Annotated in this window: 20 protein-coding genes; 12 read left to right on the top strand and 8 right to left on the bottom strand. The window is 57.6% G+C overall.

Annotated elements, in window-relative coordinates; genetic code table 11:
• Positions 1-53 precede the first annotated feature (53 nt).
• Positions 54-644, top strand: coding sequence for a glutathione S-transferase family protein (locus tag UB90_RS06500; RefSeq protein ID WP_065325452.1), 591 nt, complete (start codon positions 54-56; stop codon positions 642-644).
• Here UB90_RS06500 and UB90_RS06495 read toward each other — a convergent pair.
• On the bottom strand, positions 617-1,813 hold the full coding sequence (locus tag UB90_RS06495) for a TIGR03862 family flavoprotein (RefSeq protein WP_065325453.1): 1,197 nt from the start codon (positions 1,811-1,813) through the stop codon (positions 617-619). The genes UB90_RS06500 and UB90_RS06495 overlap by 28 nt on opposite strands.
• A gap of 228 nt (positions 1,814-2,041) precedes the next feature.
• On the opposite strand from UB90_RS06495, the gene UB90_RS06490 reads away from it, so the two are divergent.
• Positions 2,042-3,745 carry an ABC transporter ATP-binding protein gene (locus UB90_RS06490; RefSeq protein WP_065325454.1) on the top strand — a complete coding sequence of 568 codons (1,704 nt, stop codon included), beginning with the start codon at positions 2,042-2,044 and terminating at the stop codon, positions 3,743-3,745.
• Between the two features lie 59 nt (positions 3,746-3,804).
• Here UB90_RS06490 and UB90_RS06485 read toward each other — a convergent pair whose 3' ends face one another.
• On the bottom strand, positions 3,805-5,247 hold the full coding sequence (locus tag UB90_RS06485; RefSeq protein WP_065325455.1) for an NCS1 family nucleobase:cation symporter-1: 1,443 nt from the start codon (positions 5,245-5,247) through the stop codon (positions 3,805-3,807).
• A gap of 170 nt (positions 5,248-5,417) precedes the next feature.
• On the opposite strand from UB90_RS06485, the gene UB90_RS06480 reads away from it, so the two are divergent.
• Entirely contained in the window at positions 5,418-6,074 is a 657-nt protein-coding gene (locus UB90_RS06480) for a GntR family transcriptional regulator (RefSeq protein WP_065325456.1), read from the top strand.
• A 181-nt stretch (positions 6,075-6,255) separates the two neighbouring features.
• Positions 6,256-7,866 carry a BCCT family transporter gene (locus UB90_RS06475; protein ID WP_009177408.1) on the top strand — a complete coding sequence of 537 codons (1,611 nt, stop codon included), beginning with the start codon at positions 6,256-6,258 and terminating at the stop codon, positions 7,864-7,866.
• A gap of 233 nt (positions 7,867-8,099) precedes the next feature.
• On the opposite strand, the gene UB90_RS06470 is transcribed toward UB90_RS06475, so the two are convergent.
• Positions 8,100-9,140 carry a zinc-dependent alcohol dehydrogenase family protein gene (locus UB90_RS06470; RefSeq protein WP_065325457.1) on the bottom strand — a complete coding sequence of 347 codons (1,041 nt, stop codon included), beginning with the start codon at positions 9,138-9,140 and terminating at the stop codon, positions 8,100-8,102.
• A gap of 143 nt (positions 9,141-9,283) precedes the next feature.
• On the opposite strand from UB90_RS06470, the gene UB90_RS06465 reads away from it, so the two are divergent.
• From UB90_RS06465 to UB90_RS06435, 7 genes are all read left to right on the top strand, one after another.
• Positions 9,284-9,760: an Lrp/AsnC family transcriptional regulator gene (locus tag UB90_RS06465; protein WP_065325458.1), complete on the top strand. Its 477-nt coding sequence runs from the start codon at positions 9,284-9,286 to the stop codon at positions 9,758-9,760.
• A gap of 175 nt (positions 9,761-9,935) precedes the next feature.
• Complete coding sequence (locus tag UB90_RS06460) at positions 9,936-10,985, top strand: dipeptidase (protein WP_065325459.1); 1,050 nt, start codon at positions 9,936-9,938, stop codon at positions 10,983-10,985.
• A 61-nt stretch (positions 10,986-11,046) separates the two neighbouring features.
• The gene (locus UB90_RS06455; RefSeq protein WP_065325460.1) at positions 11,047-12,645 is read left to right on the top strand and encodes an ABC transporter substrate-binding protein; all 1,599 of its coding nucleotides are present in this window, start codon (positions 11,047-11,049) and stop codon (positions 12,643-12,645) included.
• Positions 12,646-12,712: 67 nt separating this feature from the next.
• Positions 12,713-13,705 (top strand): ABC transporter permease, encoded by a 993-nt coding sequence (locus UB90_RS06450; protein ID WP_081285533.1) that lies wholly within the window; start codon positions 12,713-12,715, stop codon positions 13,703-13,705.
• The gene (locus UB90_RS06445; protein WP_005622884.1) at positions 13,702-14,619 is read left to right on the top strand and encodes an ABC transporter permease; all 918 of its coding nucleotides are present in this window, start codon (positions 13,702-13,704) and stop codon (positions 14,617-14,619) included. The genes UB90_RS06450 and UB90_RS06445 overlap by 4 nt, the downstream gene beginning before the upstream one ends.
• The gene (locus tag UB90_RS06440) at positions 14,616-15,473 is read left to right on the top strand and encodes an ABC transporter ATP-binding protein (RefSeq protein ID WP_065325462.1); all 858 of its coding nucleotides are present in this window, start codon (positions 14,616-14,618) and stop codon (positions 15,471-15,473) included. The genes UB90_RS06445 and UB90_RS06440 overlap by 4 nt, the downstream gene beginning before the upstream one ends.
• Positions 15,470-16,240: an ABC transporter ATP-binding protein gene (locus UB90_RS06435; RefSeq protein WP_065325463.1), complete on the top strand. Its 771-nt coding sequence runs from the start codon at positions 15,470-15,472 to the stop codon at positions 16,238-16,240. The genes UB90_RS06440 and UB90_RS06435 overlap by 4 nt, the downstream gene beginning before the upstream one ends.
• 64 nt (positions 16,241-16,304) lie before the next feature.
• On the opposite strand, the gene UB90_RS06430 is transcribed toward UB90_RS06435, so the two are convergent.
• The gene (locus UB90_RS06430) at positions 16,305-17,510 is read right to left on the bottom strand and encodes a cation:proton antiporter (RefSeq protein ID WP_065325464.1); all 1,206 of its coding nucleotides are present in this window, start codon (positions 17,508-17,510) and stop codon (positions 16,305-16,307) included.
• 438 nt (positions 17,511-17,948) lie between these two features.
• Between UB90_RS06430 and UB90_RS06425 the strand changes: the two genes are divergently transcribed.
• Positions 17,949-19,499: a phospholipase D family protein gene (locus UB90_RS06425; RefSeq protein ID WP_065325465.1), complete on the top strand. Its 1,551-nt coding sequence runs from the start codon at positions 17,949-17,951 to the stop codon at positions 19,497-19,499.
• A 53-nt stretch (positions 19,500-19,552) separates the two neighbouring features.
• Here the strand turns inward: UB90_RS06425 and UB90_RS06420 are convergent, their stop codons facing one another.
• The 4 genes from UB90_RS06420 to xylB are packed head-to-tail and all read right to left on the bottom strand — an operon-like array spanning position 19,553 to position 24,626.
• A complete protein-coding gene (locus UB90_RS06420) occupies positions 19,553-20,860 on the bottom strand; it encodes a cytochrome c peroxidase (RefSeq protein ID WP_065325466.1) in 1,308 nt (435 codons plus the stop codon).
• On the bottom strand, positions 20,860-21,867 hold the full coding sequence (locus tag UB90_RS06415; RefSeq protein WP_065325467.1) for an aldose epimerase family protein: 1,008 nt from the start codon (positions 21,865-21,867) through the stop codon (positions 20,860-20,862). Before UB90_RS06415 ends, UB90_RS06420 begins: the two co-directional genes overlap by 1 nt.
• On the bottom strand, positions 21,868-23,178 hold the full coding sequence (gene xylA, locus UB90_RS06410; protein WP_065325468.1) for a xylose isomerase: 1,311 nt from the start codon (positions 23,176-23,178) through the stop codon (positions 21,868-21,870).
• Positions 23,175-24,626 carry a xylulokinase gene (xylB, locus tag UB90_RS06405; RefSeq protein WP_065325469.1) on the bottom strand — a complete coding sequence of 484 codons (1,452 nt, stop codon included), beginning with the start codon at positions 24,624-24,626 and terminating at the stop codon, positions 23,175-23,177. The genes xylA and xylB overlap by 4 nt, the downstream gene beginning before the upstream one ends.
• Positions 24,627-24,705: the final 79 nt, after the last annotated feature.

The raw sequence follows: 24,705 nt of genomic DNA, 5'->3' as shown, positions 1-24,705 counted from the left end.
ACCTTTCTCGCACTCGCAGCAAACCTGCCCGCAAGCGAGCGAGGAGAATTTTCATGTATAAAGTGATCGGCTTCCCACTGACCCGCACCTTTCGAGTGCTCTGGGCGCTGGAAGAACTGGGGCAAGCCTATGAGTTGACCCCGGCAAAGCCACAAAGCGATGAAGCCCGGGCTGCCAACCCTTCGGGCAAGATCCCGGTTTTGATCGAGTCCGGTGAAAGCATCACCGATTCCATCGCGATCATCACTTATTTGGCGGACAAACATGGGGCTCTGACGGCGCCTGCGGGCACCTTGGCACGCGCCAAACAGGACTCGATCACCAATATGATAAATGACGAGATGGACGCGATCCTCTGGGCCGCTGCCCGTCACACCTTTGTCCTGCCCGAAGAGCACCGGGTTCCAGAGGTCAAAACCTCGCTGCGGTGGGAATTTTCCAACTCGATAAAACGGGTTGAGTCCCGGCTGACAGATGAGTTTATCGCAGGCGATCAATTCACGATCGCTGATATTCTGCTCACTCACTGTCTCAATTGGGCACGGGGCGCGAATTTCGATGTCGAGAGCGAAGCCCTGCTAGATTATGGCAAACGCATGCGCGCACGTCCTGCCTTTCAGCGTGTTGCAGAACTGGCCAAGTAACGTGCAGCCGCCTGCCCGGCCCAGCGCCCGGTGGCAAAGCAGGCAGTCAGTAGATAGCCGCCTGTAGGTGCATCCCAATCCAGCATTTCCCCGGCGCAGAACGTGCCGGGGATCGCTTTTAGCATTAGACCGTCATCAAGGGCATCACGGCGTACACCGCCCGCAGTCGAGATCGCCTCATCTATCGGGCGTAAGCCTGCGTGACGCACTGGCAGATGTTTGATGACGCGCGCCAGTTCCTGCGCATCCTGCGGGAGCGGGCGGCCAAACTCCTGCAACAAGGCCATTTTTACTGGAGTGATCTTCAGCACCCGGCGCATATGGTTGGCCCAGCTGGCCTTGCCGCGCGGTCGCGCCAGACGTGTTGCAAGGTCATCTTCAGTCAGATCCGGTGCAAGATCTACGAACAAGTCATTCCCTTCGCGCAGCGCAGGTGTCAGCGCGTATAGTCCGCCGCCCTCAATGCCGCGCTTTGCAAGCGCCGCCTCGCCGCGTCCCTGCAGATCACCCGCCTGCCACGCCACCGCCTTGAGCGCCGCTCCGAAATGCGGGGTCATGTGGTCGCTCCACGAGATCGAAAGCGCAGCATTCGAAGGCTGAAACGGAGCGAGCGCCACACCGCGTGCCGCCAATGTCGCCGCCCATGCGCCGTCGGACCCAAGCCGCGCCCAGCTTGCTCCGCCCAGCGCAAGTATGGTCGCACGCGCGCGAATAAACTGTGGCCCTGCGACGGTTTCAAACTTCAGTTGCCCGTCCTGCCAACCGCTCCAACGCCAGCCAAGCTGCCGGGTCACGCCATGACTGTCCAATTCCGCGAGCCACGCCCGCAACAGAGGCGATCCTTTCATAACGGTAGGAAAGACCCGCCCGGTAGAGCCTGTAAACAGCTCCTGCCCCAATCCACGCGCCCAATCCTGCACAGCGGCTGCATCAAAAGCCCGGATCATCGGCCCCAGCCACTCCGCTGCTTCACGGTAATGCGCCAACAAAGCCTCACAAGGTTCGTCCTTGGTCAGGTTCAGGCCGGATTTCCCTGCCATCAGGAATTTGCGGGCCGGTGAGGGCTTGGCCTCAACCAACAGAACCCGGTGCCCCAGACGTGCGATTTCGCCCGCAGCCATTAACCCGGCCGGGCCACCACCGATCACGACCGCATCCCAGTCCTGCATGCTTTTGCCTCTTGCTTGCCTTCGTGATGTGGGATCTGCCGGAAGCATATGCCCGCAGCCCCTACATCCCACGTCCTGCCGCTCATCACCAGACATGATGCGTGCCTGCGTCTGCACAGATCCCTCACAGTTGCAGCAGACGCGCCTATGGTGCCACTCTTGCAAAACACGTATAGCGATGCCGGGATTGAAACCGCCCTCACGCATTTGACATAGAAATACACCGCCATGATCCGACAGTTTTTCGACTATTATCGCCCGTGGAAGACCTTGTTCTTTCTCGATTTTGGCTGCGCCGTCGCTTCTGGCTTGTTGGAGCTCGCGTTCCCTGTGGCCATCAAAGGTTTTATCGATGTTTTGCTCCCGCGTGGCGATTTGTGGCTCACGGTTCTAGCCGCGATTGGCCTGCTGGCTATCTATCTGGTCAACTCCGGATTGATGGCCATTGTGATCTACTGGGGGCACAAGCTGGGCATCAACATCGAAACCGAGATGCGTCGCAAAGCCTTTGACCAGCTGCAACGGCTGTCGTTTTCCTATTTTGACAAAGTCCGCACCGGCAAACTGGTCGCGCGCGTCACCCGCGATCTGGAGGAAATCGGCGAGGTTGCACACCACGGCCCCGAAGATCTCTTTGTTGCGCTTATGACCTTTATCGGCGCGTTTCTCATGATGCTGATGATCGACATGCGTCTTGCGCTCATTACCGCGACGATTTTCCCGCTCTGCGTAATTATCGTAATGGTCTTTGGTGGGCGCATGACGCGCACATGGCAGGCGATCTATTCTCGCGTCGCGGATTTCAATATTCGCCTTGAGGAAAATGTCGGTGGTATTCGCGTGGTGCAGGCCTTTGCCAATGAAGAGCATGAAAAGCGCCTCTTTGCCGACGACAACGCCCGCTACCGCGACACCAAGCTTGCGGCCTATAGGGTCATGGCCGCCTCCTCGACCATCAACTACATGGGCATGCGCTTTGTGCAGGTTCTGGTGATGGTGGCAGGCGCAATCTTCGTGCTGCGCGGAGAACTGACAACCGGCGGCTTTGTCGCCTTCCTGTTGCTGGTCGGGCTGTTCTTTCGCCCACTCGAAAAAATCGCTGCCGTGATCGAACTTTACCCACGTGGGATTGCCGGGTTCAAACGATATCTGGAGCTTCTGGCCATTGAGCCAGAGGTGGAAGACAGCCCCGATGCCCGCCCTGCCCCCGATTTGCGCGGCGCAGTTCATTTTGAAAACGTGACATTCGGCTATGACCAAGAGCGCCCGGTGCTCGACGGGATCTCGCTTGATGTCGCCGCTGGCGAAACCGTGGCCTTTGTCGGCCCGTCCGGCGCGGGCAAGACGTCGCTATTGGCGCTGGTGCCCCGATTCTATGAACCCCAGTCTGGCCGGGTGCTGATCGACGGGCATGATATTCGCACGCTTACTTTGCGCTCCTTGCGCACGCAGATCGGGATCGTCAGTCAGGATGTATTCCTGTTTGGCGGCACGCTGCGCGAAAATATCGCCTATGGCCGATTGGACGCCACCGAAGAAGAAATCCGTCTCGCCGCCGAAAAAGCCCGCCTGAGCGATATGATCGACCAATTGCCAGACGGGCTTGATACTATCGTGGGCGAACGGGGCGTAACGCTCTCGGGCGGGCAGAAACAACGTGTGGCCATCGCCCGGATTTTCCTGCGCAACCCGCCGATCCTCATTCTGGATGAGGCCACTTCCGCACTTGATACCGAGACCGAACGCCAGATCCAACGAGCCCTCGAAGATCTCGCGGTGGGGCGCACGACATTTGTGATCGCCCATCGGCTCAGCACGATCCGCGATGCGGATCATATCGCCGTGATGGAAGCCGGGCGCATTGTCGAAGTGGGCACCCATGCGGAACTCCTTGCCCGAAATGGGAGCTATTCAAGGCTGAGTGCTGCGTGAAACAAATAAGCGGGCCGGTGAGATCCCTCTCACCGGCCCGCATAATTAATACCCCAAGCTTAGCGCGTGACGTGGTCGCGGGCGAGCATGTGGTAGACCACGCCCCCCAGAAGCGCGCCAATTACCCAGTTGTAGCCTGACAGGAAGGCAAACCAAGGCACCCAGACGGTTGCGACAGAGAAGATCGCCGCCAGCCCAAAGGCCTTGACCGCTGCACCGTTCCAACCCTCGTTGTAATGATAGGTGCCGCCATCCATGTTATAGAGATCATCTACGTACAGCTGTTCTTTGCGGTGGACGTAGTAATCCACGATCATGATCCCAAAGATCGGGGCGAGCGTTGCGCCGAGTGTATTCACAAAACCGCCGATGCCGAACTGACTAATAAAACTGGTCCAGAAACCGCCAATGACCAGCGCAAACACCGATGTAATCAGGCCCGCTTTGCGAAAGCTGATCTTTTCCGGGGACAGGTTGGCAATACCATTCACCGCAGGGATGAAATTTGCCACGAGGTTGATGCCCACTGTTGCCGCAAAGAAGGTGATCGCTGCGATGATGCCCAGCAGCACACTGTCCGTGCGCTCCACAATTTCAGCCGGGTTGATGATCGCCTCGCCGTAAACCACCGCCGCACCACCGGTCGTCAACAGGGCCAATGCTGAGAACAGGATCATGTTGAAGGGCAACCCCGCAAGATTTCCGAGCACCATCGTTGGCTTGTCCTTGGCGTAGCGGGAGAAATCGCTGAAGTTGATCATCACCGCCGCGAAATAGGCGACCATCGTGCCAACGATGGCAATAAACCCTTTGAATTCAGTCCAGAAAGTGCCCTCTGGATTGGCAAAGATGGTAGCCGTCGCCGCCAGAAGCTGCCCATCCGAGCGCTGCCAAAGTACAGCCAGCAACCCGATCATGACCAGATAGACAAACGGCCCCGCGATATTGAGGAAGGTCTCTACCCAGCCCATGCCACGCCAGAAGATCACGATGTGAAACACCCAGACCATCACAAACGAAATCCAGTCGATCCCTGTGAGGCCCAGTATCTCCGCACCTCCGCCAAGGCCGGTAATCGACCGGATCAACAGCGCCAATGCGGTTGAGGCAAAATAGACCTGCACCCCATACCAGAACACCGCAACCGTTGCGCGCAATACTGCAGGCAGCTTCGCGCCCTGTGTACCGAGGCTCGCGCGCGCCAGCACCGGGTAAGGAATGCCATATTTCTCACCCGCAGCGCCGGAGAGATTCACCATCCACATCACAAAGACCCCAGAGGCGATCAGCGCTGCAAACGCTGTCCAGCCGCCAACCCCATAGGAGATGAACAACGACGCCACCAATGAGTAGCCAAAGAGCGACTGCACATCATTTGCCCAGATGTTGAAAATGGCAAACCAGCCCCAGGTTTTTTCATCCTTGCCAACAGGGTTGAGTGTATTGCCGTCCGGGTCCAGCGTATCGCCGCTGGTCACATGTATTTCATCAGTTGCGGTCATGTTTTTCTCCCTAAAGCCCCGTGCCCGGGCGACCGTCAAGCGGGCCCCTCATTCATGCGATTATTGAGCTTGCAACTGACATGTTAGAAGGTATTCTAGAAATTACACTATAAAAAATTTTAGGTAGGACCTTAAGGGAACTCTAGGAAATACCGCATGAGGGTCTGTCGATGAACCAGATGCAGGACGGCCAGCTTCTAGCAGAGCAGGCACAAGAGGCGCTTTGGGATGCGCTCCGCAACGGCACTCTGCGCGACGGGCAATTTCTGTCTATGTCTCAACTGGTTGAGATCCTTGAGTTTCCCCTTGCCGCGACTCGTGAGGCCGTGAAACAGGCGTGCTCACAAGGGCTGTTGACCACATGGCCCAAGCGCGGTGTACAGGTGATGGAAGCCCGCTCTGAAACGATCCGTGACTGTCTCGACTTTCGGATGGTGCTTGATCAGGAAGGCGCACGCAGGCGGATTCAGCAGGGCGATCTGACCGGGTTGGATACTTTGCGTGCGCAACATGAGACTCTTCGCGACGCTGCCGCAAATAACACTGCCAGCGATCTGCCGCCGCAAGCAATCGGGATTGATTTGTCACTGCATGACTATCTGGCGGCGGGGTTGAATAATCCACAATTGGCAGCGGCTTATAGCGCCAATCGCATGCGTATTGCCATTATCCAGAATGTGCGCCCTTTCCTTCAGGTGCGGATTGTGTCCGCAATGGAAGAGCATCTTGCGATTATTGAAGCATTGCAGAGCGGGGACACCACCGCTGCAACCGATGCGATCCGCTATCATTGCGAACAAACTCTGCAATGGTGGGGCGTGGATTAGAGCCACCCTTTTCTATCGCTAAAATCCGGACACCCCACCCGAAGGCTTTCGGTATTTTGGGCGCGCTCTGCGCATCCAGAAATTTCGCCCTTAGGTGGAACTATTTTGTTCACGTCTGCGTTAGGTCAACGCGCCTCCATTAGGCGCCAATAGTTGATTTATAGAACAAAGGGATCATTGGATGCAGGGATTGATAAAACGCCTCGGCCTCAGGACCGACCCATATATTTTCTTCATCTCCGCCATTTTTACAGCCCTATTTGTGCTCGCTCTGGTGATCGCTCCCGAAGAGATCGGCAACGCCTTTGCAGTGGGGCGCGCATGGATTGTTTCGCGGCTTGGCTGGTTTTTCATACTAGGTGTCAACGTCTGGCTCGGCTTTTTGATCTGGGCCGCGATGAGCCGCCACGGCCATATCCGCCTGGGGCCGCGGGACTGTCGACCGGACTATTCCAGCCTGTCATGGTTCACCATGCTGTTTGCCGGTGGGATCGGCACCGTTTTGATGTTCTGGGGTGTCGCTGAACCCATCAGCCATTTCTCCAACCCGCCACTGCCGGGGGTTGCACCCCATTCCGAAGAGGCCGCGCGCGATGCGATGTCCATCGCGATCTACCATCTGGGCTTGCACACATGGACCATCTTCGCCCTTCCGGGGCTGGCCTTTGCCTATTTCATCAACCGTTATGATCTGCCTGTACGTGTGAGTTCGGTTTTCTATCCGCTGCTCAGAGAGCGCATCTATGGCCCATGGGGCAAAGCCATTGATATCGTTTCTATTCTTGGCACTTTGTTCGGTGTCGCCGTATCGCTGGGCCTTGGTTCATCACAAATTGCGGCAGGCCTGTCCGCGCTCTTTGGCTGGGATGCGGGTGTGCCGCTCAAGGTCGCCATTCTCGCGGTACTCACCGGGGTTGCAGTAATCTCGATCGTGGCCGGCCTCGACAAAGGGGTGAAGCTGCTCTCCAACATCAACATCGGGATGGCGGTTGGCCTGATGGTGTTTGTGCTGGTGACCGGATCGACGCTGTTCCTCTTGCGCGGCATGGTCGAAACGCTCGGCCTCTATCTCAGCAACTTGCCGAGGCTCGCCTTTTGGAACGACATGCTCGCCAATACCAATCCAGATAACGGCGACTGGGGCTGGCAGGGCAGCTGGACTGTATTCTATTGGGCGTGGACTGTGACATGGTCGCCCTTCATCGGCCTGTTTGTGGCGCGTATCTCGCGGGGGCGCACCATTCGTGAGTTCGTGTTCGGTGTCCTGATGGCACCTTCGCTCTTTACCTTGGTGTGGTTCTCCATCTTCGGCTGGCAGGCCATGGAAATCGACGGCCTTGGTGTCGCCGCCCGTGCAGCATTGGGTGATCAGGCCGGAGCACTGAGTGCAGCTGTTTCCGAATCTGTCCCACTTGCCATGTTTGCGTTCTTTGAAAACTTTCCCTTCGCCACTTTTGTGCAGGGCATTGCGGTGTTGGTGGTTGCGATCTTCTTTGCCACCTCATCTGACTCGGCCTCTCTGGTGGTCGACATGCTCTGTACCGGCTCTTCCAAGCCCGGACCGGTCCAACAGCGCGTGTTCTGGGGCGTCTCAGAGGGGTTGGTGGCCGCTATGCTGCTGATACTGGCCGGTGATCTGGGGCTTACGGCTTTGCAACAGGTCATCACTGTGGTCGGACTGCCGATCTTCTGCCTCGTGTTCATGATGATCCCCTCACTCATCCGGGGGTTCCGCAATGAGGATATCGATCACATCACCATCGGGAAACGGCCGGGCCTGAGAGAGTTCTGACTGGAAAGCCATTACTGAGCTACAAAAACTCAGAACCGGCTTAACCTGACAAAGCCTGTGATCGGCCCCACTGCGGGCCGATCTTAAAATATCAAAGCACAAGCTGTGGCCACATCATCGGGCCACATGTGACGTGTCGAAGGATGCATTCTAATCCGAATTGGGTTTTGTACCGGACCAAGGGCCTGTATTTGCAGAGGCCGAGACCCGACAGTGTGCCGTCAATCACATGCTCAAAACCGAGTGATGACGGTCGCGCCAACTGACTGGAATTTATCCATATTCATCAACGCTGATGGGGCTTCTTCAAGGCTGATTTCACGACCCACAAGTTTCTTTGGATCAAGTTTTCCCGAACCGATCATATCCAGCATGGCACCATAGCGATGCGCTTGCATCCCGTGAGACCCGAGGATTTCCAACTCCTGCCCAATCACTTTTGCCATCGGAACCTGAGGGGAGCTATGTGCACCCAACATAAGGCCCACCTGGACGTGTTTACCACGCGGGCGCAAATTCTGGATCGAATTGAAGCAAGTCACCGGATGCCCCAATGCGTCCAAGGAGACATGCGCGCCGCCACGGGTCAATTCGATCACCGCCTCAGCCACATCCGCCACCTGAGCACCGTTGATGGCGGCAACCGCACCAAGCTCTCTGGCGAGCGCCAGTTTGTCATCGTCTATATCAATGGCGATGACATTTGCCCCAACTGCATGGGCGATCATGACGGCCGACAAACCCACTCCGCCGCAGCCATGCACCGCAACCCATTGTCCAGCGCCAACTTTACCCTGATCGACGACTGCTCGAAATGAGGTTGCGAAACGGCAGCCAAGGCTCGCGGCGGTCGCAAAATCCATGACATCCGGCAGCGCCACTACATTCAGGTCCGCCTGATGAATGCCAACGTACTCCGCAAATGACCCCCAGTGCGTAAACCCCGGTTGCTGCTGATTGAGGCATACCTGCTGCTGGCCTGCGTGACATTCTGGACATGAACCGCAGGCCGAAATGAATGGCACTGTCACACGATCACCGACCTTCCAGTTGGTCACGCTCCTGCCCACCGCTTCGATCACGCCTGCCAATTCGTGACCGGGTACATGTGGCAGATCAATGTCGCTGTCGTGCCCCATCCAACCATGCCAATCTGATCGGCACACACCAGTTGCCTCCACCTTGATGACCACACCATCAGGTTCTGGCGTCGGATCATCCACTGAGACGACCTTTGGAGCCTGTTCGAATTTCTCGTAGAGGACGGCTTTCATCGCGGCTGACCCTTCTGTAACGCGCTTTGATTGGGGTTACTCTACCCCGTGACCGCAAAATTACTTTGCCAATCTCCTCTGATCTGAAACAAAATGAGGCAGAACCCACTCGAATTCAGAAACAACGCTGAGGTTTCTGCCCCATGCCCGATATTGATGCCGCGAACGCCAAGATACTGTCTCTGCTGCAGGAGGATGGCCGCATGACCAATGCCCGTCTGGCTGAGCATCTGTCGATGAGCGAGACACCCTGCTGGCGTCGGCTAAAACGGCTGGAAGAGAGTGGCATTATCGAAGGCTATCAAGCCAATCTCAATCGTCGCAAGCTGGGCCTTGGTGTCATGGCGTTTGTTCAGCTCAGCTGTTCAGAGCACGATCAAGCGGCCACCGCTGAGTTCCAGCGTATCGTAGAGATCACTCCCAACATCCTCGCCTGTCACAACACGACTGGGGCGGACGATTTCCTGTTGGTCGTGGTGGCGCGCGATCTGGATGACTACAGCCGGTTTATTGACACAACGCTGCGCCAACTACCGGGTGTGACCAGCATTCGATCCAACCTGTCGCTTAAAGAAATGAAATCGTCCAGCAAACTACCCGTCGAAATCAGCCGCAGCTGATCGCCTTTGCAAGAGGCTGGCAGCCATTCAGTTGCGCGACGACTCCCGCTCTATCCTTGCCAAGTGAAGAAACTTCGAGCAGGTTTTACTATAAGTTACCGATCACATAAAAACGACAGCCCCCGTAGCGTGCGACAATGCACTGCGTTGGGGGAGCATATTTACTGGGTGGACAATGAAAACACCGCTGATTTTCGACGGTCACAACGATCTCCTGCTGCGCCTTCATAATGGCGATGTGAGCTTGGACGATGCAGGGGTTTTAGGGGGAGGAGGGCGTCAGATTGATGTCCAGAAAGCCCAAACCGGGGGATTTGCGGGCGGTTTTTTCGCAATCTTCATTCCGGGCGGGGACTCACTTTCTCATGATGATGAGATGATGAAGGATGCCTATGACTTGCCTCTGCCTGCGATGGTAGACTGGCAAGACGCGATCAAGGTTGCCTTGTCTCAGGCCACAATCTTGATCGAGTTGGAGCGCCGGGGCGCTGTGCGCATCTGCCGTTCCACCGCAGATATTCGTGCCGCCATGAAAGAGGGTCGTATGGCCGCGATCCTGCATATGGAAGGCGCCGAAGCGATCGACCCGGAGTTCAACACGCTGGAGGTTCTACATGCGGCGGGCCTACGCTCGCTGGGGCCTGTCTGGAGCCGCCCGACGTTGTTTGGGCATGGTGTACCGTTTCGCTTTCCTTCCAGTGGTGACACTGGCGAAGGGCTGACGCCCGACGGCATTCGCCTGATCAAACGCTGCAACGAACTGCGGATAATGATCGATCTGTCGCATATGAACGAAGCAGGCTTTTGGGATGTCGCCCGCATCAGCGACGCGCCCTTGGTTGCAACACATTCGAATGCCGGGGCCCTGACGCGCCACAGCCGCAATCTCTCAGACCGCCAATTGCATGCGATCCGCGATAGTGACGGGATTGTGGGACTGAACTTTGCCGTCGCTTTCCTGCGAGAGGACGGGCGGATGGACGAGAACACGCCAATTTCACGAATGCTCGATCATCTGGACTATCTGATTGCGGAAGTGGGTGAAGACCGGGTTGGCATGGGTTCCGATTTTGACGGTGCGACAGTACCAGCAGAAATCGGCACCATCGCGGGATTGCCTGCCTTGCGCGAGGCCATGATCCAGCGCGGCTATGATGCCGCACTGATGAAGAAACTCTGCCATGAAAACTGGCTGCGTGTCCTCGGGGAAACCTGGGGAGAATAACAAAAAGCCGAATAAAAAATCGGCACCATAATAACCAAATCACAAACAGGGAGTTCATTACATGAACGCGTTTACAAGACTGATTAGCTCGGCGGCTCTGGGGCTTGCCATGGGGGTCACAGCACTGCCAGCATTATCCGCCACGCCAGACAATATGCTGGTGATCGCTAATCGCATCGACGACATCACCACGCTCGATCCAGCCCAGAGTTTTGAGTTTGCGGGCGCAGACGTCATTCGCAATATCTACGGCAAGCTGGTGAATTTCGACCCGTCCAATCTCGAGGCAGGTTATCAGCCCGATCTGGCAGAAAGCTGGACAGTCTCAGAAGATGGCAAGACGATTACTTTCACCATGCGTGAGGGCGTGAAATTCCATTCCGGCAATCCCGTGCGCGCAGAGGATGCGGCCTTCTCGCTCCGACGGGTTGTCAAACTGAACAAAACGCCTGCGTTTATCCTGACGCAATTTGGTTTCACACCTGAAAACGTGGATGACGTCATCACTGTCGACGGCAACACTCTGTCGATCACCACCGACAAACGCTATGCGACTTCGTTTGTCTTGAACTGCCTGACGGCAACGCTGGGCGCAATTGTCGACGAAAAACTGGTGATGGAGCACGAAAAAGACGGCGATATGGGCAACGAGTGGCTGATGACCAACTCTGCTGGGTCCGGCCCCTACACGCTGTCCTCTTGGAAACCCAAGGAAAGCGTTACGCTGACTGCCAACCCGGATTACTACGATGGCGCACCTGCGATGCAGCGCGTTATCGTGCGTCACGTTCAGGAAAGCGCGACCCAGCGCCTGATGCTGGAGCGCGGCGATGTCGACGTGGCGCGTGACCTGACGCCCGCTGATGTGGATGGCCTTGACGGCGTCGAGGGTGTCGGAGTTCAGCGCGAGATGCGTGGCCGTCTGATGTATGTGTCTTTCAACCAGAAACACCCCGAACTGTCGAAGCCACAGGTGCGTCAGGCGCTGAAGTACCTGATCGACTATGATGGGATGGAAAACAGCTTTCTCAAAAACTGGTATGTGAAGCACCAGAATTTCCTGCCCAAAACCTATCTGGGTGCGGTGGATGAAAATCCGTTCTCGCTCAATCTGGAAAAAGCCAAAGAACTGCTGGCAGAGGCGGGCGTGCCTGAAGGCATGGAGCTGACCGTGGGTGTGCGCGAAGCACAAGAGCGGCTGGAAATTGCACAATCGTTGCAAAACACCTTTGCACAGGCAGGCATCAAGCTGAACCTTGAGGTGGGCACCGGCAAGCAGATCCTTGGGAAATACCGGGCGCGTGAGTTGGATATCTACCTCGGCGCATGGGGTCCGGATTACCCTGATCCGCAGACCAATGCGGGCACCTTTGCTTACAATCCAGACAACTCTGATGAGGCCAACGCCACCGGTCTCTTGGCATGGCGCAATGCATGGGACACCGGTGGGCTGACCACCGAGGTCGAAGCGGCTGTGGTTGAAGGCGACACTGAAAAGCGTGCTGAGATGTATCACCAAATTCAGGCTCAGTTCCGTGAAACCTCACCCTTTGCAATCATGTTCCAATTGGTCGAACAGGCCGGCATTAGTGAAAATGTCGAGGGCCTGAACCTTGGCGGCGCGATCACCGCTGCGGCGTATTGGGACGTGACCAAGTAAGATGGCGTTCTACAGCAACGTCCCGAAGAGGCAGCCCTGGCTGCCTCTTCCCCCATGGGCGCGAAGCATGGGGATTACCCTGCTTTCCGTGTCGATCACCATGCTCGGGCTTTTGTTCGTCACCTTCCTGATCGGGCGCGTCATGCCGATTGATCCGGTTCTGGCGGTTGTTGGCGAACGGGCAAGCGAAGAACAATACAATGCCGTCTATCAAGAGCTCGGCCTTGATCGTTCGCTCATTGTTCAGTTTTTCTACTACGTCGGGGATGTGTTGCAGGGCGATTTCGGCAAATCACTCCTGACCGCGCGCCCGGTGTCACAAGACATCGCGCGTGTCTTTCCCGCCACGTTTGAGCTGGCAACCATCGGCATCATCTTCGGCTGTGTGCTCGGCATACCCCTTGGGGTCATCGCAGCTGTACGCCGGGGGAGCTGGGTCGATCAGATCGCCCGGGTGGTCGCACTTGTGGGCTATTCGATGCCGATTTTCTGGCTGGGTCTGATGGGGCTTTTGCTGTTTTATGGCATGCTCGGCTGGGTCGGCGGCCCCGGACGGCAAGGGATCTTCTACGAAGATATGATCCCATCGGTCACTGGCATGATCCTAGTGGATTCGATTATCGCAGGTGACTGGGGTGCCTTTTGGGATGCCTTTTCCCATATCGTGCTGCCCGCATCCATCTTGGGCTATTACTCGCTGGCCTACATCAGCCGGATGACGCGCTCTTTTATGCTGGAGCAGCTCTCGGCAGAATATATCACCACCGCACGTGTCAAAGGCATGAGCGAATGGGCCGTGGTTATGCATCATGCGTTCAAGAACATTCGCGTGCAGCTCATCACGGTGATCGCCCTGTCTTATGCGAACCTTCTGGAAGGGTCGGTTCTGACCGAGATCATCTTCTCGTGGCCGGGGATCGGGAACTACATCACCACGGCATTGCTTTCGGCAGATATGAACGCGGTGCTTGGCGGCACTGTCGTTGTGGGGCTGGTGTTTATCGTTCTCAATGTCTTTTCCGACCTCCTCTACAAAGTCTTTGATCCGAGGTCGAAATGAGCATCCAGAGCATGACACTTCGAGAGTGGCTTTTGTCAGAGACACCCACGTCGCGCCGTCAGGCCAGACTGGCCGCATATTACAAGGGTTGGCTGACATTACGGGCCAATCACATGGCGATGGCGGGGCTTGCCATCATTGTGCTGCTGGTTGGCGTTGCCATATTCGCGCCGCTGCTTGCGCCGCATGATCCCTATTATCAGGATCTAGGGAACAGGTTGCAGCCCTTGGGCACCGAGGGCCATATCCTCGGGACGGATTCACTGGGTCGGGACATCCTGAGCCGTTTGATCTGGGGGGCGCGGATCACGCTTTACATCGTCGCGCTGGTGGCGATGATCGCGCCCATTGTCGGTCTGCTGGTCGGAACCGTTTCCGGGTACGCGGGCGGATGGGTCGATATCGTGCTGATGCGGGTGACAGATATTTTCCTCGCATTTCCCCGCCTTGTGCTGGCGCTGGCCTTTGTGGCGGCGCTAGGCGCCGGGATCGAGAATGCGGTGCTGGCAATCTCGCTCACCGCGTGGCCACCTTATGCGCGTCTGGCGCGGGCTGAAACCTTGACCATCCGTTCGTCGGATTTCATCAGCGCGATCCGGTTGCAAGGGGCGGGGCCGCTTCTGATTATCACCAAACATATATGGCCGCTGTGCATCAGTTCGCTGATCGTGCGGGTGACGCTGGATATGGCGGGGATCATTTTGGCGGCGGCGGGCCTTGGCTTTCTGGGTCTTGGTGCGCAACCTCCAAGCCCCGAATGGGGCGCGATGATTTCCGAGGGGCGTCGGTTCATTCTGGATTACTGGTGGGTCGCCACCATGCCCGGTCTTGCCATTTTTGCCGTTTCGCTGGCCTTCAACCTGTTGGGGGATGGTCTGCGCGATGTGCTTGATCCAAAGGACAGCAGCTCATGAGCACGCTTCTGGACATTGAAAACCTCTGGGTGAAGTTCCCGACCCGCAGCGGCATGTTCGATGCGGTGCGCGGGGTGAGCTTTTCGCTCGGTAAGGAACGGCTTGGCATTGTGGGGGAAAGCGGGTCCGGCAAATCCATGACCGGGCGCGCGATCCTGCGCCTGATCCGCAAACCCGGCATTGTCGAGGCCGGCCATATCAACCTACATGAGACCAACCTTCTGGACCTGTCTGAGCGTGACATGCGCAAGGTGCGGGGAGAGAAGATCTCCATGGTGATGCAAGATCCCAAATTCTCGCTCAACCCGGTTGTCACGGTGGGCGATCAGATCATCGAGGCTTATCGCTTGCATGCCAAGGCCAGCAGGGCAGAGGCCCGCATGAAGGCCATCGAGATGCTGGAGGCGGTGTCGATCCGTGACCCCGAACGGGTGATGAAGGCCTATCCGCACGAGATGTCCGGCGGCATGGGTCAACGCATCATGATCGCGATGATGCTGATCCCGAACCCGGAAATATTGATCGCGGATGAACCTACATCGGCGCTGGATGTTTCCGTGCAGGGGCAGGTTCTGTCGATCATGGACAAGCTGGTGCGCGAACGTGGCATGGGGCTGATTTTCATCAGTCACGACCTCAATCTGGTGTCTCAGTTCTGCGACCGGGTGCTGATTATGTATGCGGGCCGCATCATCGAAGTCTGCGATGCGGATAAGCTTCATGAGGCTCAACATCCCTATACTCAGGGGCTCTTGGGGTCGTTGCCGCGGTTCGATCAGCCGAAGGCGCGGCTACAGGTGCTGGATCGCGACCCCCAATGGCGAGACGCCGCAAGCGTGGAGGGCAGGCCATGAGCACAGCCATCGATATCAAAGGGTTGAACGTCTACTTTGGGGACAGTCACAACCTCTTTCACGCCGTCAAAAGTGCGACTTTTGCGGTGGAAAGCGGCGCGAGCTTTGGTCTTGTGGGGGAGTCCGGGTCGGGCAAATCCACGATCCTGAAGGCGATCACCGGCCTTGCGCCCTATTGGGAAGGCGAGATGACCGTGGCTGGCCAGCCGCTCGGGGCCAAGCGCGACCGGGCGTTTTACAAGACGGTGCAGATGGTGTTTCAGGATCCTTATGCGTCACTGCATCCGCGCCAATCGGTCGATCAGGTGCTGTCGGAAACCCTACGGCTGCATGGGTTCAAGGACATCAACGACCGGGTCGACCAGCTGCTGAAGGATGTCGGTCTTGGACCTGCGTTTCGCTTTCGCTATCCGCATCAGCTCTCGGGCGGGCAGCGCCAGCGTGTCGCCATTGCCCGTGCGCTCGCGCCAAACCCAAAAATCCTGCTGCTGGATGAGCCTACATCGGCGCTGGATGTTTCGGTGCAGGCCGAAATCCTCAATCTGCTGAAGGATCTGCAAGCCGAGCATGACCTGACTTATGTGATGGTTTCGCATGACCTCGCAGTAGTGGCGCATATGTGTGATGCGGCAGCGGTGATGCGAAATGGTGAGATTGTGGAGATCCTCAGCATCGAGGATATGCGCGCCGGCAAAACCGCGCATGACTACACAATGCAGCTGTTGAACGCGTCAGCAAACCGCGTCGCCACAGTGGCGGCGGACTAAGCATAGGTGCAGGGCTAGCAAAGCAATCAACCGGCCCTGCACCCATTAGATCACCGTGATGCGGCTACTGATCGGTTTTGCCGCCCATTCGACCAATCCGCGTGGCGAGTGGCGTAGACGTCAGCCCATGCAACAGGATCGACAGGCCCACCGTCAATGTCACACAGGCCAGCAATTCTTCTTCGTTTGGAATATCAAATTGATCCATCATCAACAGGGTGAACAGGATTGAGGCCAGCCCACGCGGGCCAAACCAGCCAAGAAATAGCTTTTCTCTGGTCGCCAACCCACTGCCCGACAGGGATAGAAAGATTGGGACCACGCGCACCACTGTCAAAAACAAGAGCGCAAGTATCACTGTGGACATGCCCGCGTGTGCCAATCCGTCAGGCAAAAGAAATGCCCCAAAAACCAAGAACGCAGCCATGGTGAGCAATTGCCCAGCGCCCTCCATAAACTCGCTGATGAAGTGAATATTGTGACGATAGGAGTTGCCAAAAACCATCCCTGCGACAAAAGCGGCTATGAAGCCGTTGCCGTGGATTGCAACCGCCAAGAGATAGGCGGCGAAGGCCGTGACCAAAAATACGATCGCGCCCGCCGCTTCCAGCATCACATCGCGGTTCTGCGCCCAATCCATCATCTTGGCAGCAGTCCACCCCACCGCAATTCCTGCCAGCGGACCAAGGATCACTTCGATCAGCGCCTCAAGTGCCAGCCCATCGGTATTAGCTTCTCCGCCGACAGCAGAGGCCAGAATTGCCCCCGTAAGCACAAAGGGTAATACCAGCCCATCGTTCAACCCGCTCTCAATATTGATCGTTTGCGCCAACCGGTCGGGAACATCCGGGCTGTTGACAACAGATTGCCCCAGCGCCGCATCGGTAGGCGTCAGCACAGCCGCCGTAAGCAATGCGACGGCCAGACCAGAGGTCGGGTTTAGCCAAAATGCCACTGCGGTCCCCAGCGCAATCGTGAGCGGCAGACCAATGACCAGCATGCGCGTGGGATACTGCCAGTCCATCACGAGCTTGCGAAATCGTACGTGGCTCGCATCTGAAAACAGCACGAGGATCAAAGTCACCTCAGCGAGGCCCTTCTTACCCTCATGGATCACATCACCCGGCAGTGCGTTCTGAAGTGGGGCAGAAAGTGCCAAGCCAAGACCAGTAAACAAAATTGGCAACGTCAAAAGGCTTCGATCAATCGCTTTACTGAAAAGGGAGTAAGCAGCAAAGGCAACGAGAACGATCAAAAAGAGTTCAGTCATTGGGCGTCTGGTTCCTCGTATCGTACCTTACGTTTTTCGAAGAAACCCTCGGAGAAGTAGCTCGCTGAGGGTGTCATTTGGTCGGACGCATCGCGACATTCTATGTACTTCGGCCCGAAAGCCCTGCTCTCGAGACTGGCTGACATACGCATTCCTCGAGTTTGCAGATGGCGCGTCACTCAAATTCTGTCTTTGCGCCGCCTACAATGGCATTAGACCCTTTGCTCCCTGACAACAGGCACTGCGAGACCCGATTACGCCAGACATTTATAACATAAGGAAATCATAAATTGGATTACGGTGGAACTGCAGACCCCTCTTCGAACATGGAAAGAGCGCCGAGACTGCCTTGGTATGCTCCAAGGGAGACATCTGCCTATATTTGGACTATCAAAATAGGGATGCAGGCCATGTGATATTCGGTGCTAGGTTGAGGTCATGAAACGCTTTTTTCGAAAACTTGCTGCCTTTGGTATTTTCTTGGCCGTGTTGGTCATGCTGGCACGAATTGCATTCCCCCTGCCTGACCTGTCAGATCGCCCCGCAAGCAAGGCAATTGCCGCAAGTCGCGACACGCAGATCGGTGCCGCCGTGACACAAGCCAGTGCCGCTCATAGTGGTCAGACAGGTGTCATCGCGCTGCAAAATGGTCATGACGCTTTAGCGAGTAGAATTGAACTCGCCGCGGTCGCTGAACAGTCCATCGATGCGCAGTATTACATCTGGCACAATGACACCTCCGGGATCATGTTGCTCAGTGCGTTACTGGATGCCGCAGCGCGCGGAGTTCGCGTGCGTCTGCTCTTGGACGACAATGGTGTGCCCGGACTTGACGACATCATGGCCACCCTGAACGCACAGGAAAACTTTGAAATCAGGCTCTTTAACCCTTCAACCGTCCGCCAGCCCAAACTCCTTGGATACGCCTTCGATTTCTTCCGCATGAACCGACGGATGCACAATAAATCCTTCATTGTGGATGGGTCGGTTGCGATCATCGGTGGACGCAACATTGGGGATGAGTATTTCGACGCCGGTGCAGGCAGCTTCTACATCGATATGGACGTGCTGGCAGCAGGGCAGGTGGTACCGGAAACCGCTCAGGTTTTTGATGAGTATTGGAACAGCGCATCTGTGTTCGAGCTAGAGACAATCGTTGATGGCACAGGTGATCTACCCGCGTTTGAGGCGCGCGTTACGGACGTGATGCAAAGCCCAGAGGCACTCACCCTCATCGGCAATATTCAAAGCAGCGCGGATCGATTTGCGCGGGGGGAAATGCCGATGGAATGGACGACAGTGCAACTGGTGGCAGATGACCCGGTTAAAGGGCTGGGAATAGCCACCCCTGACCAGTTGATGATCAGCCGTCTCGGCGAAATTTTGGGCGAAGTCGAGAGGCGCATGGACGTGGTCTCAGCCTATTTCGTGCCCGGACGCAGGGGGACCGAATATCTCGCAGGTTTGGCCGCCGCCGGCGTTGATGTGCGTGTGCTAACCAATGCGATGAATACAACCGACGTCCTAATGGTGCATTCTGGGTACACGCGATACCGGCGGGAGTTGCTCGAAGCGGATGTATCGCTCTATGAGTTGAAACTACGCGGTGAGATGTCCCCTGAGGCTGACATGCAAGTCAAACCCTTCGGGTTGTCTGGGGCCAGTCTCCACGCAAAGACATTTGCGGTGGATGGGGAGCGTATTTTTATCGGATCGTTTAATTTCGACCCAAGATCGGCAATCCTGAATTGTGAAATGGGCTTTTTGATCGAAAGCCCCACGCTCGCCGGTCGGGTGAATGCGGGCTTTGATGGTCCTTTGGAGACCATTACCTATCAGCCCGCGCTCACGCCCGAGGGTAAAATGGTGTGGCAAGAACCGCTGAAGGACCAAGAAACCGTTATCTACCAAGAAGAGCCGGGCGCGACGTGGTTTCAACAAATCGCGATTGCAGTGATCGGAATATTACCGGTGGAGTGGCTCCTCTAGAGATCCTTACTGACGGTAGGTGTCGCTGTGGTACAGGGTTAAGGAAACTGCGTTCAACGATCCACGCGCAACCCGCTGGGAACGCTTTCGGGCACCCCGAGCCGCCCCGCTGCCGCGTCCTCATCGGTCAGCGCCCGTAAAAAGGCCACAATATCAGCCACTTCATCTGGCGTAAGTGATATCGGCGGCACATCCACAGCTGCAATGAGCGCAGCGCGTTCTTGTGAGTTTTGTTGAATATTCCAGTCTTCCGCCCCGTCCAGATTGGGAAGTATGGCTTCTGTTGTGTCATACGCATTTAAGGACTGTTCAGGCGACATGTGGTGCTGCACCACCCCCTCCAGCGTGGTATAAGCACCAGAATGGCCATATGGCGCAGTGAGGCTCACGTTTCGCAAAGAGGGCGTACGAAAGGCAAAGGCATCCTGTGATTTGCCTGTGACGCGGATGCGGCCTTCATCGCGGTTGTGGGTTTCAAACCGAGCCGCCTTGCCCGGCCCGATCTGCGGCACCGCAAGCGTGTGAAAATCATGATCGGTCTGAAACCAGCCGGAGTGGCACTGGCTGCAATTGGCCTTGCCGTAAAATAGCTCCATTCCGTGCAAGGCGGGCGCGGGCAGATCGCCCTGCCCCAGCATATAGGCATCAAAGGGGCTCATATCGGCGCGCCACTCGAACCGAATGAAATCCGCAAGCATATTGCCGATGTCGACAAAGGTGATGGGCGCGCCCTCCCCCAGCACCACATCAAAACCAGCGCGATAGGCGGGAATGGCCTCGACACGTGCGGCGATCCGGTCCCATGCGCCACCCGGTGTGGACAGTTGCCCCAGCCGCACCGCCTCTGCGACCTCGTTTTCCGAGTAATGCCCGGCCATCTCATCGGCAGAGAGCACCGGGAACATCGCCTGTGCGGCAAGCGCGTCGTCAAAGCCAGCGACCATATCATCGCCCAAGGGGGTGCGGATACCGCCGGGGTGTTCAGGGTTATCCTCCAGCCGCCCATCGTGAAACATCACGGTGAATTCCGGTGCACCAAGGTTCCACAGCCCCGGCGCATTTCGCGGGATGCGCTGCTCGGGCAGGTTGGCGGGATCAGCGCGCCGCTCGGGTCCGAGGCCGATGCCGCCCTCGCCCAAACCCAGCGACAGCCCATCGCCGGTGCCAAAGCGCGGGTGATGGCAAGTGGCGCAAGAGATGTTGCGATTGCCCGACAGGATCGGGTCGTAGAACAACAGCTGCCCCAGCTCCACCGCCGCCATATCCGGTGCGGGGAACTGCGGGCGCGGGCCAAGGTCAGGGCGCATATCTGCCTGTGCGGTCGTGGCTCCAAACAGGGCAAGCGCGATCATCCGGTGCATCAGTCCCACCCGAATTCAAGGCGCAGGCGTTGCCGGTAGGGGTGATCCGGGGTCGCAATCACGTTGGGAAACTGTGGCAGGTTTACCGCGTTGGGAAAGCCCTGCGGCTCAATACAGACACCCATGGCGAGGCCGATCCGTTGCCCTCGCAAGGCACCGGGTTGCTCCGGCAAGGTGGCAGCGGTGTAGACCTGCGCGCAGGGCTGATCGCTTACGATCCGCATCTGCAGCCCATCCGGTGCAGTCAGTGTCGCCACCGGCAATTGCGGATCACGGCAGGTGTCGAACACAAGCGCCACATCGCTGCCTCGGTGTTCCGGGTCGAGGTCGGCAAAACTGCGCCCCAGCCGAAGGTCATGATGGCTGCCATCCAGCGCCGCGATTTCACCGGTCGGGACATTGGCATCATCCAACACAAGAAGGCTGCTGGCGTCCACCTGCAAGCGGTGATCGCGGACCGGCTGCGCGCCCCCTGCCAGATTATAATAGTTGTGCTGCGCGAGGCTGATCGGGGTTGGTGCGCTCACGTCCGCCCGCATGTCATAGGTAATCGCCAGCCCCTCAAGCGTGACGGTCAGCGACACATCCACTGCACCGGGGAACCCCGCCTCACCCTCCGGTGAGTGGTGGCGCAGGCGCGCGCTGGCGTCAGAGAGCAGCTCAAGCTCCCAACACACATGAGAAAGCCCCTGTGCCCCGCCATGCAGCAGCGTATCACCTTCATTGGCGTCGAGTTGGTAGCTCTGCCCATTGAGCGCAAAGCGCGCGTTTTTGATCCGCCCGGCCACGCGGCCCGCAATCACGCCGAGATAGCCCGGGTTGTACAGATAGGCAGTCGGATCCTCAAACCCGAGGATCAGCGGGCGGTTGCCCTGCAAAAAACGCAGATCGCGGGTCACGGCACCAAAGTTCAGCAGGCTGACGGAGAGGCCCGCGCTGTGCAGCCGCGCCTCTTTCAGCATGTAGCCTTGGTGGAGGCCGTGATCCACAATCTGCGCATTGCTCATTCAGACAAACCGGTTGATGACGTTTTCCAGATATTCCTGCCGCCCGGACCGCGGTTTGGGGTTGATGTCATCGGCCTCGACCCGCTTTGCGATGTCGTCCAGTGACAACTTGCCCGAGAGCATATCCTGCGCATCGTCCCGCTGCCATCCGGCGTAGCGGTCGGTGACGAACTGATCCAATGTGCCGTCCTCGATCATCGCCGCAGCGGCCTTGAACCCACGGGCACAGATGTCCATGCCGCCGATATGCGCCATTAGCAGATCCTCCGGGTCGATGGACTGGCGGCGCAGCTTGGCATCAAAATTGGTGCCGCCCGAGGTAAAACCACCGTGTTTCAGGATATGGTAATAGGCCAGAGCCACCTCCGGTGTGTTGTTCGGGAATTGATCGGTGTCCCAACCGGACTGGTAATCGTTGCGGTTCATGTCAATCGAACCAAAGACGCCCAGCGCCTGCGCTGTGGCAATCTCGTGCTCGAACGAATGTCCCGCAAGGATCGCATGCCCCTGCTCCAGGTTCAGTTTGACCTCGTTTTCCAACCCGTGGCGCTTGAGGAAGCCATAGACGGTCGCCGCGTCGTAGTCGTACTGGTGTTTGGAAGGTTCCTGCGGTTTCGGCTCCACCAGAATCGCACCCTTGAAGCCGATCTTGTGTTTGTACTCGACCACCATGTTGAGCATGCGGCCCATCTGCTGATCTTCTTGCGCAAGATCGGTGTTCAGCAGCGTCTCATAGCCCTCACGCCCCCCCCAGAGCACGTAGTTCTCGCCGCCGAGACGATGTGTTGCATCCATGCAGGTCTTGATGGTCGCCGCCGAGAAGGCAAAGACATCCGGATCCGGGTTGGTCGACGCCCCCGACATAAACCGCGCGTTGGAAAACAGGTTGGCGGTGCCCCAGAGCAGTTTGACGCCAGTTTCTTCCTGCTTTTGCGCGAAATACTCGACGATCTCATTCAGGTTGCGAGTGTTTTCCGCAAAATTCGCCCCCTCCGGCCGCACATCCGCGTCGTGGAAACAGTAGAAGGGCGACTGCAGCAGGGTGAACATCTCAAACGCCACATCGGCCTTGAGCTTGGCAGCCTCCATCGTGTCCTTGAACCATGGGCGGTCAAAGGTCTGGCCGCCAAACGGATCGCCGCCCGGCCACACGAAGTTGTGCCAGTAGCAGGTGGCAAAGCGCAGATGTTCTTCCATCCGCTTGCCGAGGATCACCTCGTCGGGGTTGTAGTGGCGAAAGGCCAGCGGGTTGGTGCTGTCTGCGCCTTCATATTGGATTTTGGAAACGTCGCCAAAGAAGCCGGTGGTCATGTCATCAGTGCCTTCATGTTGGGATAGAGCGCGCGATAGCGGGCGTAGGAGGCATCATAGGCCTCGGTCAGGTCGCTGCGGGGATCAATGGTGTGGGCGATGGGTGGTGCAGTCATCACGGCGGAAATGTCGGCGCCGGTGGCCGTCATCGCCAGACGGGCAGCGCCCAATGCCGCGCCAAACTCGCCCTTGTCGGGCATGTCGAGGGACACGCCAAGAACGGTGGCGAGGGTTTCCACCCAATAGGGCGACCGGGTGCCGCCCCCCACTGCAAGCAGGCGCGTGAGGTTGGTGTCGGTGCCCTTGAGCGCCTCAAGGCAATCGCGCAGGGCAAAGGCCACACCCTCCATCACCGCTTGTGTCAGCTCTGCCGGGCCATCGCCAATATCAAGCCCTGCAAGCGTGGCGCGAATGCGGGCATCGTTATGCGGTGTGCGCTCGCCAGAAAGATAGGGCAGGAACGTCACCGAAGACGGACCCGTGACCTGATCCGGCAACAGTCCCGCCAATGTCGCAGGGGTCTGCCCAAGCGTGCGCGACAGCCAATTGAGACAGTCCGTCGCCGCAAGGATCACCCCCATCTGATACCACGTATCCGGCACCGCGTGGCAGAAGGTATGCACAGCCGAGGCCGGGTCAGGTTTGTAAGCGGCTTTTGCGGCCAGGAGCACGCCGGAGGTGCCAAGGCTCACAAAGCCCTCACCTTCACGGAAACACCCGGCCCCGCAGGCGGCAACCGCGTTGTCGCCACCGCCCCCGGCGACAACCACCGGACCGTCGATGCCCCATTCATCGCAAAGCGCGTCACGCAAGTCGCCACCGGCGGCGGAACCTTCGACGAGATCGGGCATCTGGTCGCGGCGCATGCCGGACACTTCCAGCAGCTGGTCCGACCAATCCCGCGCGCCCACATCGAGCCACGACGTCCCGGCGCTGTCTGACATGTCAGAGACATAGGCACCGGTCAGCCAGTAGCGCAGATAATCCTTGGGAAGCAGCACCTTGGCGACCTGAGCAAATTTCTCCGGCTCGTGCGCTTTGACCCACGCCAGTTTCGGCGCGGTGAATCCGGGAAACACGATATTGCCCGACAGATCCCGCACGCCTTTTGTGCCATCCAGCTGGGCCGCCTCGGCAGCCGAACGCGTGTCGTTCCACAGGATACAGGGGCGCAGAACCTTACCTGCGGCATCCAGCAGAGTGGCCCCGTGCATGTGGCCGCTGAGACCAATGCCGCGCAGGGCAGCCAGCTCGGTCGGGTGGTCCCGACGCAGCGCTGCAATCGCGGTCTGACAGGCGGAGATCCAGTCCTGCGGATCCTGTTCGCTCCATCCGGTACGTGGATGCGAGACCCCATAAGCTGCATCCGCCACGCCAATGACATTGCCACCCTCATCGGCCAGCAACGCGCGCAGCCCCGACGTTCCCACGTCAAGACCAAGAAACATAAGATGTCCTCCCAATCGCCAGACGCACACGTCTCTCATGATCGTGCACATATTTATTTCGGCTAATAAAATAAAAACA

Source organism: Tritonibacter mobilis, from assembly GCF_001681715.1.
In the GTDB taxonomy this organism is placed as follows: domain Bacteria; phylum Pseudomonadota; class Alphaproteobacteria; order Rhodobacterales; family Rhodobacteraceae; genus Epibacterium; species Epibacterium mobile.
This window is presented reverse-complemented; position numbering and strand designations above follow the sequence as displayed.